At 62.1% G+C, this 14733-nt stretch carries 10 protein-coding genes; 4 read left to right on the top strand and 6 right to left on the bottom strand.

Translation table 11 applies throughout. From position 1 onward, the window contains the following. The first annotated feature begins 21 nt into the window (after positions 1-21). Complete coding sequence (locus tag BJD99_RS09095; RefSeq protein WP_084346521.1) at positions 22-885, top strand: hypothetical protein; 864 nt, start codon at positions 22-24, stop codon at positions 883-885. A gap of 13 nt (positions 886-898) precedes the next feature. Here the strand turns inward: BJD99_RS09095 and BJD99_RS09090 are convergent, their stop codons facing one another. Then, on the bottom strand, positions 899-1756 hold the full coding sequence (locus BJD99_RS09090; protein WP_084346520.1) for an ABC transporter permease: 858 nt from the start codon (positions 1754-1756) through the stop codon (positions 899-901). Further along, a complete protein-coding gene (locus BJD99_RS09085) occupies positions 1753-4671 on the bottom strand; it encodes an alpha/beta fold hydrolase (RefSeq protein ID WP_084346519.1) in 2919 nt (972 codons plus the stop codon). Before BJD99_RS09085 ends, BJD99_RS09090 begins: the two co-directional genes overlap by 4 nt. Positions 4672-4857: 186 nt before the next feature. On the opposite strand from BJD99_RS09085, the gene BJD99_RS09080 reads away from it, so the two are divergent. After that, positions 4858-5310 carry a universal stress protein gene (locus tag BJD99_RS09080; RefSeq protein WP_084346518.1) on the top strand — a complete coding sequence of 151 codons (453 nt, stop codon included), beginning with the start codon at positions 4858-4860 and terminating at the stop codon, positions 5308-5310. Between the two features lie 105 nt (positions 5311-5415). Here the strand turns inward: BJD99_RS09080 and BJD99_RS09075 are convergent, their stop codons facing one another. The 3 genes from BJD99_RS09075 to BJD99_RS09065 all read right to left on the bottom strand — a co-directional run bounded on the left by BJD99_RS09075 (position 5416) and on the right by BJD99_RS09065 (position 9895). Beyond that, positions 5416-7650, bottom strand: a complete 2235-nt coding sequence (locus BJD99_RS09075; RefSeq protein WP_179142276.1) for an ATP-binding domain-containing protein — start codon at positions 7648-7650, stop codon at positions 5416-5418. 214 nt (positions 7651-7864) lie between these two features. After that, positions 7865-9070, bottom strand: a complete 1206-nt coding sequence (locus BJD99_RS09070; RefSeq protein ID WP_084346516.1) for a DoxX family protein — start codon at positions 9068-9070, stop codon at positions 7865-7867. A gap of 135 nt (positions 9071-9205) precedes the next feature. Then, on the bottom strand, positions 9206-9895 hold the full coding sequence (locus BJD99_RS09065) for an MBL fold metallo-hydrolase (protein ID WP_084346515.1): 690 nt from the start codon (positions 9893-9895) through the stop codon (positions 9206-9208). A 197-nt stretch (positions 9896-10092) separates the two neighbouring features. On the opposite strand from BJD99_RS09065, the gene uvrA reads away from it, so the two are divergent. Further along, positions 10093-13017 (top strand): excinuclease ABC subunit UvrA, encoded by a 2925-nt coding sequence (gene uvrA / locus BJD99_RS09060; RefSeq protein WP_084346738.1) that lies wholly within the window; start codon positions 10093-10095, stop codon positions 13015-13017. Between the two features lie 70 nt (positions 13018-13087). Here uvrA and BJD99_RS09055 read toward each other — a convergent pair whose 3' ends face one another. Continuing rightward, positions 13088-13450 (bottom strand): DUF1844 domain-containing protein, encoded by a 363-nt coding sequence (locus BJD99_RS09055; protein WP_084346737.1) that lies wholly within the window; start codon positions 13448-13450, stop codon positions 13088-13090. 478 nt (positions 13451-13928) lie between these two features. On the opposite strand from BJD99_RS09055, the gene infC reads away from it, so the two are divergent. Beyond that, positions 13929-14648 (top strand): translation initiation factor IF-3, encoded by a 720-nt coding sequence (gene infC / locus BJD99_RS09050; RefSeq protein ID WP_084346514.1) that lies wholly within the window; start codon positions 13929-13931, stop codon positions 14646-14648. The last annotated feature ends 85 nt before the right edge of the window (positions 14649-14733 follow it).

Genomic DNA, 14733 nt, shown 5'->3' with positions numbered 1-14733 from the left:
GCGTTCGCTACGGTTTACGACATGGACGCATCCACTGCCGGCCGGAGCGCTCGCGCACTCGAACTTCTTCATTCGGTGGCGTACTTCGTCCCAGAGACTCAGGACGGGCTGGTGGAAGCGGGCCTGGCTGGGCGTGCCTGCTATTTCGCTGGCCGTGCTGCGCCGTTGGGCGCAGTGGGGGCTGGAGTTGTGACCGCCACTTTCTACAATTTCAACCGTGAGCTGATTGCACCGTTGATTCCCGCCGCGTGGTCGATATGTGCCCCGGAGAAGATCATGCAGATCCGCTATCGCGCTTTGGACGCCGCCTTCACGAGGCTTCTGGGTGCTGACGATATTTCTTCACACGAGATGAGCGAAGCTGCCGAACTTGCTTCGATAGCTGCCCGCGGAATTCCCGGGGACGATGGACGACCGCTGTATTCCGCGTACGCCGAACTCGAATGGCCGACGGCACCGCACCTCGTTCTGTGGCATGCTCTGACGCTTCTTCGCGAGCACCGTGGGGATGGACATATCGCCGCCTTGCAGACCGCTGAATTGAACGGCATCGAAGCCTTGATCACCCACACCGCAACCGGGTACGGCTTCGAAAAGGAGTTCGCTCGTAAGCGTCGTGGCTGGTCGGTCGAGCAGTGGGACGAGGCCGCGGGAGCACTTGCCGATCGTGAAATCCTCGACACGGACGGTTCGCTGACCGAGCACGGGCAGGACATCCGCACCCTTGTCGAGGACATCACGGACGATCTGGCGCTCGCTCCGTGGGCTTCGTTGGGTGAAGACGGCGCCGCACGTTTGGTCGAGCTCGCGTCGCCATGGCGAGACGCACTTCTCGCTCAGAAGGTGTTCCCGGACGGCATCTTCGGGACGGCCGTCAAAAAATAGCGCGTCGGTTCGGTCAGCTGGTGATGTCCTTGGTGGCGAACACCCGCCAGGCGATCACGCCGAAGACGGCCGCGTAGGCAAGCGCGGAGAACGATCCGACGAACATGTCGTTCCAGCTGATCGTCGGTTGTAGCGCGTCGGTCCACGAATTTGCGTAGTGCCCGGGCAGGTAGTTGCGAAGTGAGCCGAGCGCGGTGATCTGGTCCAGAATCTGCAACAGAATCGACGTCATCACTGCTCCGCCGACCGCGCCGAGCGGCGCATCGGTCAGAACCGAAAGAAGCATCGCCAGGCCTGCCACCCACAACAGGTTGACTCCGATGTACGCCACTGCGATGGCAAGTCGACCGAGTGCGTCGACGTAGGGCAGTCCGTCACCGAAAGGGGTGACGAGTGGTTCTGCGCCGTAGAGCGCGGTGCCCAGAATCAGCGACACGAGAACCAGAACGATTACGGCGGCGATGGACAACGTCGCCGACACCAGAGCTTTCTGCACGAGAAGCCGGGTGCGCGGCACCGGGATGGCAAGCAGATATCGCAGCGATGACCAGGACGCTTCGCTCGCCACGGAGTCTCCGAAGAACAACGAGACAACGACGATGAGCAGAAACCCGACCGACATGAACAGTGCAAACACGGTGAAGTTGACACCACCCCGGGTCCCGAGTTCTATCAGACCACCCGTGTCGGAGTCGGCCGAGGAGCTTCCGACGGCGAAGGCGATTGCCAGGATCACCGGCAACAGTGCAAGGAATCCGATAGCCAACTGTGTGCGGCGCCGACCGAACTGTCGACGCAACTCGGTGCGGAACGGAAGGGTCTTGCCCGCATGGTAGCCGGGGGCCCGCCCGTCTGTGTGCGTCGTACTCATTCGTGTTCTTTCGTCGATACGGTTCCACTGGCTTCAGCGTCGATTTCGGCTAGCTGTGTGATGTGCTCGGTGTCACGATGTACCAGGTCGAGGAAGACATCTTCGAGCCTCGTGGACTGGGAGAGCCCGCGCACTTCGAGGCCCGCGTCGAAGAGTGCCCTGATCACGATCGCCGGATCGATGCTTCCGATGTCCACACGAACGACCGACTCGTCCACCACAGTCGGCGAACACCCCAGACCGCTCAGCACTGCCGATGCCTTCTCTGAGTCGTCGACTCGTACTTCGGTCATTCCGCCCGCAGCAGTCAGCTCCCGGACAGTGCCCGAGCTGATGACCGACCCACGGTTCATCACTACGACGTGCGTACAGGTCTGCTCCACCTCGGCCAACAGGTGACTCGAGACCAAGACGGTTCGTCCGGTCTTGGCGTAGTTGATCAGCACCTCGCGCATGGTGCGGATCTGTGGTGGATCGAGACCGTTGGTGGGTTCGTCGAGGACCATCAGATCCGGTAGCCCCAGCATTGCCTGGGCAATCGCCAAGCGTTGGCGCATCCCTTGGCTGTACGACTTGACCTTCCGCTCGACCGCAGTGCCGAGATCGGCGATCTCCAACGCTTCTTCGAGGTGTGCGTCTTCGAGGGGCCGGCCGGTGGCTTGCCAGTACAGGCGCAGGTTTTCGGTGCCACTCAGGTGGGGAAGAAATCCAGAACCCTCGACGAACGACCCCAGCCTCGACAAGACGGGGGCGCCCGGGGAGACCTTGTGCCCGAAGACCCGGATGTCCCCGCTCGTCGGGGTGATCAAACCCATGAGCATCCGCAGGGTGGTCGTCTTTCCTGCGCCGTTCGGGCCGAGCAGGCCGAGCACCTGCCCCTGACGGACTTCGAAACTGACGTTGTCGACGGCCTTGAATCCGTTGGAGTACGTCTTGGCCAAATCGGTGATCACCAGTGGGGTGTCGATGAGATCTTCGTCCACTTCGGCGATCAAGCGTCTGCGTGCTCGGATGATGTTGACCGCGATCAATGCACCGAGTGCGGCGGCGATGACGCCGATACCGACGATCGGGCCGAGTGGAACGGTACTCGTGCTGCTCGCCACACCCGCCACTGTCGGCACTCTCAGCGCCGAATCATCCAATGCAACAACGAACTGCGCGGGCTCGAGCGGAACTGCGTATGCCTGATCGGTAGTGGACACCGAAACTTCGACGTGATGTCCCTCGGGGACTACGTAGCTGACGCCGGGCAGAACGACCGACACCGGAACCGGACCCGAATCGACGGTGTTCGGTAGGCGCACCGGGGCGACCGCGCCGCCGGGCAAGGTGCGCTTACCGTCGGGACCGACGTCGTACAGCTTGACGAACAGGACCGCCTGCTGCGGTTGCGCGAATGCTCCGATACGCAGATCGATACGGGATGCGCCCGTGATGGTGAGTGGTTCGGTCAGTGGATCGCCTGCAAAGGTGGCAGCTTGGCCGGGGAGGTCCGCGGACAACTGCGCACCAGCTGATGTGGCGCCCAAGGTGGACAGCACCGAGCCGAGGCCCGGAACGGATGAGATCGCGGATGGGGATGCCCCTGGCGGTCTGATGATGGTTTGCTCGTTCGGGGCTCCCGATTGCTCCGACATGGACGAGGTAGGACCAGAGGGGCGCAGCTCGACGGGTACTTCTGTGGTTGCGCTCGGTGCGCCTGCGGCGTCGGAACCGGAGAGCCCGGGGTATTCCGGCGCTGTCATTCTGCGGCCGCGAGTTCGATTCTGTTCGATCGCAGGGGTCTGGAGCGAGTAGACGAACGGACGCGGCTGATCTGCCACATCCTCGGTTGTATCCGACATCAGTTGTGTGCGAAGGAAATCCTTCATCGTGTTCTCGGCGACGCCGCTTGTTCCACCGTCGTCGTGACCGCCGTTGAACCAGCGAACCTGGACATCACCACCGGCATCGGAGATCTGCCTGGCCGTGGTGTCGGACTGATCCAGCCCGAACAGGGTGTCCTGCATTCCCTGCACCAGGAGCGTAGGTGCCTTGATGTTCGACGCGACGGCCGCGGGGGAGTGCGCCGTCAGCAGCGCCGACAATTCCGGCGAGGGCTCACCGGTTACCGCCGATTGCGCGTACGCGGAGCAGAACTCGGGTGCGAACCGTCCGCATCCGGCTGCGGCACCGGCTTCGCTACCTCCAGGGCGCGAAGCTGCACCAGCTCCGAAGAAGACTCCTGCCCATCCGCGTTTGAGTACTCCCTGTCCGCCGTAGACCGTTGCCGCAGGAGTTTTCGATGCATCCAGTCGAGCGCGGTCGGCCACGCTCGTGACACCGTAATTGGGGAACAGTGCCTGCCCCAGGTCGTTCCAGGTGATGGCCGACGCGACTGCATCTATCCGCTCGTCGGTTCCGGCAAGGCTCAACGCCAGTGCGCCGCCGTAGGAACCGCCCGCGACACCGACTCGGGGATCGCCGGGTCCGTCGAGTCGAACTTCGGCTCGACTCGCGAGCCAATCCACCAGGCCGCGGCCGTCCGCGACCTCCCGATCGGGGTCATTGATCGATATCGAGCCGGTGCTCAGTCCGAAACCCCGAGCGCTGTAGGTCAACACCGTGAACCCGTCGTCGGCGAGCGCTCGTGCCTGTCCGTCCACCGAGAACTTGTCGCCGCCGAATCCATGGGCGAGAAGGACAGCAGGGGCCGGGGTGGTCCGGGGTATGTAGAGGCGCGTGTCGAGTGCCACGGTCTCCGTACTGCCCGGACTCTCCGGTAGCGTCACCGTGGTGTCGAGGGTGGTCGACTCATTCTCTGCGCTGGAGGGGCGGTTGACGAAGTAGACCGAGACACCTGCAACCACTACCACCAGAAGGATCGCAAAGGTGGAGGTCTTTGCAGACCGTCTCGGCCAAGGGATGCGCATACAAGCCAATGTAGGTGAGACCGCGAGATCGTGTTGTCGGCGATCTCCGCATGATGACTGACCGTTACCGATAGTGTCATCGCAACGATCTTCGAGGCCTGGCATGTCAAGCCTCGTAGAGATTCATGAAACAGCGGACGAAAGCGTCACGAGTTTGTGTGACACAACCTACAACTGGAGGAATGAATGAGTGCCTACCGCACCGTCGTCGTCGGAACCGATGGCTCCGAATCGTCTTTGCGGGCTGTGGAGAAAGCCGCCGCGCTGGCGGGTGACGCCGACGCGACACTCGTGATCGCGTGCGCCTACTACCCTTCGGATCCGAAGGACAACGCCAAGGCAGCCGATGCCCTTCGCGAAGATGCCTACCAGATCACCGGCTCTGCACCCACCCATGAAATTCTTCGCACCGCTCGCGAGCACGCGATCAAATTCGGCGCCAAGAAGATCGAGGAGCGAGCGGTCGTCGGGGCCCCCGTCGAGTCGCTGCTGGAATTGGTAGGTGACGTCGAAGCCGACCTTCTGGTCGTCGGTAACCGCGGTCTGAACTCTCTGACCGGCCGCCTACTCGGATCAGTTCCGTCCGATGCTGCACGCAAGTCCACCTGCGACGTGCTTATCGTTCACACGGTTCGCTGAGCAGCTTCTCGCTGTTCGACTACTTCGCTGTTCGACTACTTCGATGGCAGTCGACCCAGAACGGGTCGGCTGCCATCGGTCGTTTCCGGCTGTCTCGCCGTCGTTTCAGTGGGCCGATACGGCGAACGAGGCCAATCCCGACAGTTCGCTCGGCAATGTCTCGGCATGAACGACGCCCAGGCGTTGCGTCGCACGGGTCAGCGCAACGTACAGGTCGCCCATGCCTCGTGGGGACTCCTCGAGGATGTCTGCAGGTTCGACGATGAGCACCGAATCGAATTCGAGTCCCTTGGCATCTCTTACTGTCGAGACGGTCACGAACTCCGATGTCAGATGTGACAAGTCTGCTAGAAGCCCGTGCGGCACCAGTACGGCGGTGAGACCGGGTCGCGGGTGCTCGGAAACACGCTCGGCGACAACCTCTACGAGATCGGCGCTCGTGACCTGCTGTGCCCACGGCAGATTGCCCGATTCGCGGATCGACCTGGGAACCGACTGAATTGGGTCGATGGCAGCCAACACATCCCGCGCAACGACCATGATCTCCGACGGTGTCCGGTAGTTCACAGTCAACTCCGTGCGTTTCCACCGCTGCGCGACATACGGTTCCAACACTTCGCCCCACGATGTGGTGCCTGCTGGATCTCCGGTTTGGGCGACGTCGCCCACCAACGTCATCCAGCGATTGGGGATACGACGCATCACCATTCGCCACGCCATGTCGGACAGTTCCTGGGCTTCGTCGACGATGACATGGCCGTAGGTCCAGGTGCGATCGCCTGCAGCTCGCTCGGCCGTGGTCAGTCGGGCGCCGGAGTCCTGTCTGGCGGCAAGTTGGCTGGCGTCGATCAAGTCGTATGCCATCAGGATCTCAGGGTCCAGCTCGTCCTCCAGATCCTGGGGCGCCGAGCCTGTCAATATATCCAACGCACCTTGAGCATCGGCAATCTGACTGCGCCACTGCCGATTTGCTCGTTCACGTTCGGCTGCATCATCGATCCCCAGCAACTCGGCCAACTCGTCGAGCAGAGGTGCATCTCCTGCACTGAAACCGCGTCCCACGCGTAGTAGGGAGTTCCGTTCGGCCGTCGACAGATCCGGGGTAGCGGACTCGATTCTCTCCGGGGATGCGAACAGCTCCAGCAGAACTTGCTGCGGGGACAGGTCCGGCCACAGTGCATCGATTGCTGCCATCACGTCGGCGTCGTCGCGCATTTCGTCTCGCATGTCGGCAATGTCATCGCGGCTGAGCAGACTTCCACCGTCGACGAGGTTCTCACCGAGAGTTGCCGCGAGCTGCTGTGCAAGTCCGTCGATCACCGAGGACACGAACAGTGGACGCGCCAAGTTGTGTGGTCGTCGCGAGGATCGTGCGCGTCCGCGAGCCCGCGAGACGATCTTCTTGTCGAGGAGGATGTCATAGGTGTCGAAGCGCAAGCGCGTCGGCTCCGCCGGAATCTCTTGGCGATCGCGCACTGCCTTGGTCAGAACAGCGACCATCGACGTCGAGCCCTTCACCTCGGCCGCGGTAATCGAATCCTCCACCGTGGCCCGGACGCCCGGATACAGATTCCCGATCGTCGACAACAGCACACCGGTTTCGCCGAGCGAGGGCAAAACCTGGCCGATGTAGTCCAGGAACGTGGCGTTCGGACCGATGATGAGAACGCCACTCTTCGCCAACTGCTGTCGATAGGTGTAGAGCAGATAGGCGGCACGGTGCAGGGCCACGGCCGTCTTGCCGGTTCCAGGGCCGCCCTGTACGACGAGCACGCTGCGGTGCTCCGACCGAATGATCGCGTCCTGTTCGCTCTGGATGGTCTCGACAATGTCGTTCATGTGCCCGGTGCGTGCAGCTTCGAGTGCAGACAACAGTGCGCTCTCACCCGCAACTCCGGTCGCCGTCGCATCGCGTCGCGCGTGCTGGGCCGCCTCCAGATCGAGGTACTCGTCGGCGATCGAGGTGACGCGGCGGCTGCGGGTGCGGATGTGTCTGCGGCGAACTATGTTCTCGGGCGCAGCGGGCGTCGCAAGATAGAACGGACGGGCCATCGGTGCGCGCCAGTCGAGCAGAAGTGATTCGTAGTCGTTCGCCTCGTCCAGGATGCCCACCCGACCGATGTAGCGGACACCGTCCTCCTCCGATTGTGGCGCGAGGTCGATGCGACCGAAGCACAGTCCGTTTTCGGCGGCGTCGTACTTTGCAATGTCGTCGTTGTACATCTGACTGAACGATTCGCGCTCGCTGCGAGCCTGCGGAGTGCCGCCGGTTGCGAGGAGTACAGCACTGAGCCGTGTACTTGCGTACTGACGGAGCGCATCCAACTGGTCGTAGAGCATCGTGACGTACGACTGCTCGCGATCCTGGTCGGACAGGGTGTCTTCTGACTCGTCAGCGATTGTGGGGCCGTCGTCCGGCAAAGGGTCTCCTCGGGAGTTCGGCGGCGAAATTTCGGTGAATCGAAATTCGCCCAAGCAGTCTACGACAAAAAAGAACCCCGCCGCAGAACCGCAGTTCAGGACGGGGCCCTTTTCGATCAGCCTGTCGAAATGGCTACTTGGAGTACTTCTGAACGCGCTTGTCCAGCTCTTTCTTGGCTTGCTCGACCTTCTTCTCGAGTTTGGCCTGAGCCTTCTCGGTCGCCTTGTCGAACTCCCGGCTCTGCTGTGCCGCGCGCTTGCGAGCACGCTTGCTGAGTGTTTCGGTCCGATCGGCGGCGACTTCAGCCCACTTACTGCCGCGGTCCTGCGCTAGTTCGGCAAATTCCGATGCCCGCTCAGTGGCAAGATTGGCCCACTTGGAGCCGCGATCCTGGGCAAGCTCGGCCAAGACGGCACTGCGCTCGGCTGCCGTATCGGCGAGCTTTGATCCCCGGTCGGCTGTCTTGTCGGCGAGCTTGGAGCCGCGCTTCTGCGCGACCTTGGCGAGCTCGGCACTACGGTCGGCTGTCTTGTCGGCGAGCTTGGAGCCGCGCTTCTGCGCGACCTTGGCGAGTTCGGAGCCACGGTCTTCGGCCTTGTGCGCCCAACGTGAGAGCACCGGCTGTGCGGCGTCGGCGAATTCCGAGCCCTTTTCCGCTGCGACATCGGCCCACTTGGATACGACGGGCTGTGCGGCGTCGGCGAATTCCGAGCCCTTTTCCGCTGCGACGTCGGCCCACTTGGATACGACGGGCTGTGCGGCGTCGGCAAAGTGCGAGCTACGAGTCGCAGCGACCGCTGCCAGCTCTTTCACGCGGTCGGAAGCGATACCGAGACGGTCTGCGGTGTCATGGGATCCGGGTAGCGCAGACTGAACGGATTCTGACGCCTTACGTGCGGCACGGCGACCCCGCCATGCCAGGGATGGCTTGCCCTCGGTGTCGACCGCAGCGATGAGCAGGCCACCCAGCAGGCTGACGTTCTTGAAGAACTGAGTGCGCTGCGCAGCTTTGGCAGCGGGATCGGTCTCGTTCCAGAAGGCGTGTCCGACATAGGTCGTCGGAATCAAACTGCCCGCCAGCGCGAGTGAGGCAATCCGCGGTGCCTTACCGGTGGCAAGCAAAAGACCGCCGCCGACCTGAATCGCTCCGTTGATCCGGACCAGTGTCTCGGGATCGCTGGGGAGATTCGAAGTGACGCTGTCCGGCAACGCGTCCTGGCCCTGTTCGATCAGTGGTGTGGCGGCTTGCGCCCTGCCTGTTGGGTTCCGGAGCGCGTCGATGCCCCCCGCGATGAAGATGGTCGACATCAGCGGTCGGGCGATACGGCGGACAAGCATTGACAGCCTCCTGCGTAGTTCGTAGGTGAACGAAGATGTTCCACGCGGCGCAGCACAGGAGTAAGCCCCCATACCGACCACGTTGTTCCAGCGTAGCCATACCCAGGCTTCCTAGGTTTCAAGCGTGACGGTGTTTCACCACCCGCGTTCGCGCCATTCGCCGAGGTGAGGGCGTTCGGCACCGAGCGTCGTGTCTTTGCCGTGGCCCGGGTAGACGATGGCATCGTCACCGAACCGGTCGAACAGCTTCGTGGTGACGTCGTCGAGAAGCTGTACGAAGTTCTCGGGTCCCGACGTCTTTCCGACACCGCCTGGAAAGAGTGAGTCGCCGGTGAAGATGTGAACGACGCCGTCCTCGGTATCGGTGTGAGCCAACGCGATCGACCCAGGCGTATGTCCTCGCAGATGGATGACGTCGAACGTGAGTTCACCCACGTCGATGCTGTCTCCTTCTTGCAGCAGGCGGTCCGGTGTCACCGGGAGTGGTTCGGCGTCCAAACTGTGCGCAGCAGTAGGTGAGGCGGTGCCTGCTGCGATGTCTTCCAATGCCTGCCAGTGATCAGCGTGTTGGTGCGTGGTGACGATGAGTGAGAGTCTTGGCGCGTTCTCGTCGATCAACTGCGCCAGGCGTGGTGCTTCGTTCGCTGCATCGATCAGCATCGATTCTCCGGTGGTGGAACAAACGATGAGATACGCATTGTTGTCCATGGGGCCGACCGACATCTTTGTGATCGTCCCGCTCGAGATCGTGCGTCGCGCAGGCGCTGATCCGGGGGAGACTGCGCCGGTGTAGTCGTCGTCGATGGCCATAAGGTGCTCGTCCATCTGGTGGACGCTACCGTCGGCGCGACTGCAAACCCTGTCCGGCCCTCCGAGTCGGAAGAACGTGTCAGAGGGTCGGCCTAGCATTGCTACTGCGTGAGGTTCGCCCTCACGTATGCATCCATGGAGCGACGGTTCGACTGTTCAGGCCGGTGGTACACGAGCCTGACAGCCTGGTCGTTCGACAAGAAGGGAAGACAGTGGCGGATCGCCTGATAGTGCGGGGTGCGCGTGAACACAACCTGCGAGGGGTCGACATCGACCTTCCTCGGGACAGCCTCATCGTCTTCACAGGTCTCTCGGGTTCAGGCAAATCCTCGCTCGCCTTCGACACGATCTTCGCCGAAGGCCAGCGCCGTTATGTCGAGTCGCTGTCCGCGTATGCGCGCCAGTTTCTGGGACAGATGGACAAGCCGGACGTCGACTTCATCGAGGGATTGTCGCCTGCTGTCTCCATCGATCAGAAGTCGACCAACCGAAATCCGCGGTCGACTGTGGGCACCATTACCGAGGTTTACGACTATCTCCGCCTGCTCTTCGCTCGTGCTGGGACGGCCCACTGCCCGGTCTGTGGCGAAAGGATCGCCCGGCAGACCCCGCAGCAGATCGTCGATCAGGTGTTGGAGATGGAAGAGGGGATCAAATTTCAGGTCCTCGCACCGGTCGTCCGTACCCGCAAGGGTGAGTTCGTAGACCTGTTCGATTCTCTCAATACCCAGGGTTATTCGCGTATCCGTGTCGACGGCGTGGTCCACCAACTCAATGATCCTCCGAAGCTGAAAAAGCAGGAGAAGCACGACATCGAGGTCGTGGTCGACCGACTCACTGTCAAGGCCGGCTCCAAACAGCGTCTTACCGACTCCGTCGAGACCGCACTGCGTCTCGCCGACGGCATCGTGGTCCTCGACTTCGTCGACCGCGAAGAAGATGCCCCTGACCGCGAACGTCGATTCTCCGAAAAGCTCGCATGTCCCAACGCGCACCCACTCTCGATCGACGACCTGGAGCCACGGTCATTCTCGTTCAACTCCCCGTACGGCGCGTGTTCCGAATGCCTCGGTCTCGGCGTGCGCAAGGAAGTGGACCCCGAGCTGGTCATTCCGGATCCGGATCTCTCGCTTGCCGGCGGTGCCATCGCCCCGTGGTCGATGGGCCAGACATCGGAGTACTTCGGCCGCCTGCTGTCCGGGCTGGCCGACGCCATGGAATTCGACCTCGACGCGCCGTGGAGCAAACTGCCCGCCAAGGTCAAGCGCGCAGTTCTCGAGGGCAGCGAGCACCAGGTTCACGTCAAGTACAAGAACCGCTACGGTCGCACCCGCTCGTACTATGCGGAGTTCGAAGGCGTCATGCCGTTCTTGCATCGCAGGCTCGAGCAAACCGAGTCCGAACAGATGAAGGAACGCTACGACGGCTACATGCGCGACGTTCCCTGCCCTGCCTGCGGGGGAGACCGGCTGCGCCCGGAGATTCTGTCGGTCACGATCGAAGCGGGCGATTTCGGTGCGAAGTCGATTGCTGATGTCTGCAAACTATCCATCTCCGAAACCGCAGACTTCTTGAACAGCCTCACGCTGGGTTCCAAAGAGGAAGCCATCGCCGGTCAGGTGCTTCGAGAAGTTCAAGCGCGACTCGGCTTCCTTCTCGACGTCGGTCTCGAATATTTGTCGCTGTCGCGCCCTGCTGGCTCGCTTTCCGGCGGGGAAGCTCAGCGCATCAGGCTCGCTACCCAAATCGGGTCCGGACTGGTCGGAGTGCTGTACGTGCTCGACGAGCCATCCATCGGGTTGCACCAGCGCGACAACCGTCGGCTCATCGACACGTTGACCAGACTCCGCGATCTCGGCAACACCCTGATCGTCGTCGAACACGACGAGGACACAATTCGAACCGCAGACTGGGTGGTCGACATCGGACCGCTCGCCGGTGAACACGGTGGCCGCGTCGTACATAGCGGTTCCTACGAGGATCTACTGACCTCGGAAGAGTCGCTGACGGGCGCATACCTGTCAGGGCGTTTACAGATTCCATTGCCCGATGCGCGACGGGTTGTCGACAAGAAGCGTCAGGTCACCGTCGTGGGTGCTCGCGAGCACAATCTGCGCGGCATCGACGTCAGCTTCCCCCTCGGAGTGCTGACTGCGGTGACCGGAGTGTCAGGTTCAGGTAAGTCGACGCTGGTCAATGACATTTTGGCGACCGTCATGGCCAACAAGCTCAACGGGGCGCGGCAGGTGCCGGGCCGTCATACCCGCATCAACGGCTTGGACCAACTCGACAAGCTCGTGCGCGTGGATCAGTCACCGATCGGGCGTACGCCCAGGTCGAACGCAGCCACCTACACCGGCGTGTTCGACAAGGTTCGCACTCTGTTTGCATCCACCACCGAGGCGAAGGTTCGCGGCTATCAGCCCGGTAGGTTCTCGTTCAACGTGAAGGGCGGTCGGTGCGAGGCGTGCTCCGGCGACGGAACCTTGAAGATCGAGATGAACTTTCTTCCCGATGTGTACGTACCTTGTGAAGTGTGCGAAGGCGCTCGCTACAACCGTGAGACGCTCGAGGTCCACTACAAGGGGAAGACGATCGCGCAGGTCCTCGATATGCCCATCGAGGAGGCAGCGGACTTCTTCGAGGCCATCACTTCCATCCACCGGTATCTCAAGACGCTCGTCGAGGTCGGCCTCGGATACGTCCGACTCGGCCAGCCCGCCACGACGCTGTCCGGCGGTGAGGCGCAGCGCGTGAAGCTCGCTGCCGAACTCCAGAAGCGGTCGACAGGACGGACCGTCTACATTCTCGACGAACCGACCACCGGCCTGCATTTCGAGGATATTCGGAAGCTGCTCGGTGTGGTCAACGGTCTCGTCGACAAGGGCAACACCGTCATCGTCATCGAGCACAACCTCGATGTCATCAAGGTGTCCGACTGGGTGATCGATATGGGACCAGAAGGCGGCAATGGCGGTGGAACGGTTGTGGCAGAAGGAAATCCAGAGGAAGTAGCAGCAGTTCCGGAAAGCTATACCGGAAAATTCCTGCAGGAGGCGTTGTCCCGTGAACCCGCGCCGGAGCCGAAAAAGGCGCCGGTCAAAAAGCGCCGACCACGAAAGGCCGCTTCGGTCTGACCATCCCCATGGATGTCCAGCCGAAGCGGGCCGAAGGTGGCCGGCGAGCGGAAAAGGCGTAGGAAGCGGATCAGTACACCGGGCCGGTGTACTTCTCTCCGGGACCTTTCCCTGGCTCGTCGGGATGCGCGGACGCTTCGCGGAATGCTTTCTGCAGAGCCTGAAGCCCTTCGCGGATCGGTCCGGCGTGTGGTCCGAGGTACTCGACCGACGCCGTGACGAGCCCTGCGAGTGCGGTGATGACTCGTCGCGCTTCGTCGAGATCGAGATAGGGGCTTTCCGACGGGTCCGGCTCGGACAGGCCAAGCTTCTCGGCCGCCGAGCTCATGAGCATCACGGCGGCACGGCTGATTACTTCGACAGCGGGAACGTCTGCGAGTTCGCGGACTTCTGGTTCGCGGCCTTCATTGACAGGTTCGGGAGTGCTCGTCATGCTCACGAGGATGGCACGGCGGCACGAGCCACTGACATCAGGTGTACCCGCGGCGATGCCCACATCACTTGAATGGTCCATTCATACGATCAAATCGCTCGAGCGCGTCATTGATGCTGTCGGCGTGTTCCCGCAGGCGTCGATTTCTCGAAACCCTGGGCGGCTGGTACTGTTCCTCATCGACCGTCTTCGGCGTGTTCTTTCTTACGAAAGCGCACTGTACGGAGGCAGCAAGTGGAGCCCGACTCCCACCGGTACCCAGTGTTTCAAGCTGGTTCCGGTCCGGTCGCCCGCAGTAGCAGAGATGCCACTCGGGCTTCCTCTTCGGAGGAGACGATATTGCGATGTATGCGGTATTTGTCGATCGGTCGACATCGGGCCCTGCACCAGCGGAATGCTGGAGCAGGGTTTTTTCGTTGTAGGAGAGAGTGTTCTCCGACAATGAGTGTCGAAGGACCCGGGCAGGCGGGCTGTGCCAATGGCGGGCGGTCGGCTAGACCCCTCACCGCACTACCTAGGAGGCCCCATCAGCACTGAGACTCGCATCAACGATCGCATTCGTGTTCCCGAGGTTCGTTTGGTCGGACCTGGCGGTGAACAGGTTGGCATCGTGCGTGTTGAAGATGCACTCCGCTTGGCTCTCGAAGCCGATCTCGATCTCGTAGAAGTGGCTCCCGACGCTCGTCCGCCGGTCTGCAAGATCATGGACTACGGGAAGTTCAAGTACGAGGCAGCGCAGAAGGCGCGCGAATCGCGCAAGAACCAGACCCTCACCGTTATCAAGGAGCAGAAGCTCCGCCCGAAGATCGACGCCCACGACTACGAGACCAAGAAGCGCAACGTTGTTCGCTTCCTCGAAGCCGGGTCGAAGGTCAAGGTCACCATCATGTTCCGCGGACGTGAGCAGTCTCGTCCGGAGCTCGGATTCCGTCTGCTGCAGCGTCTGGGCGCAGACGTTGCAGATCTTGGCTTCGTCGAGACCTCGGCCAAGCAGGACGGTCGCAACATGACGATGGTATTGGCCCCACACAAGGGTGCCAAGACTCGCGTCAAGGCACAGGAAAGTGCGGCGGCTCCGCCCGCTCAGCGTGCTCCTGCTCCGGAACCGACTACCTCGGCTTCGGCTGCTCCGGCACCCGCCGCTGCAGAGCCTGCTCCGACAGATGCTCCGGCAGCAGCAACGCCGCCGAGCAACTAGAGACTGCGCTGCCGAACCGAGTACGACCCGTAAGACGTTCCATGCCGACGCTATCGGCATGGACGTGCCGAGCAAGACCGAAGAG

The organism is Rhodococcus sp. 1163 (genome assembly GCF_002091985.1).
Taxonomy (GTDB): Bacteria; Actinomycetota; Actinomycetes; order Mycobacteriales; family Mycobacteriaceae; genus Rhodococcoides.
Note: the sequence above shows the minus strand (reverse complement) of the source record. Positions and strands in the feature narration are given on the sequence as shown.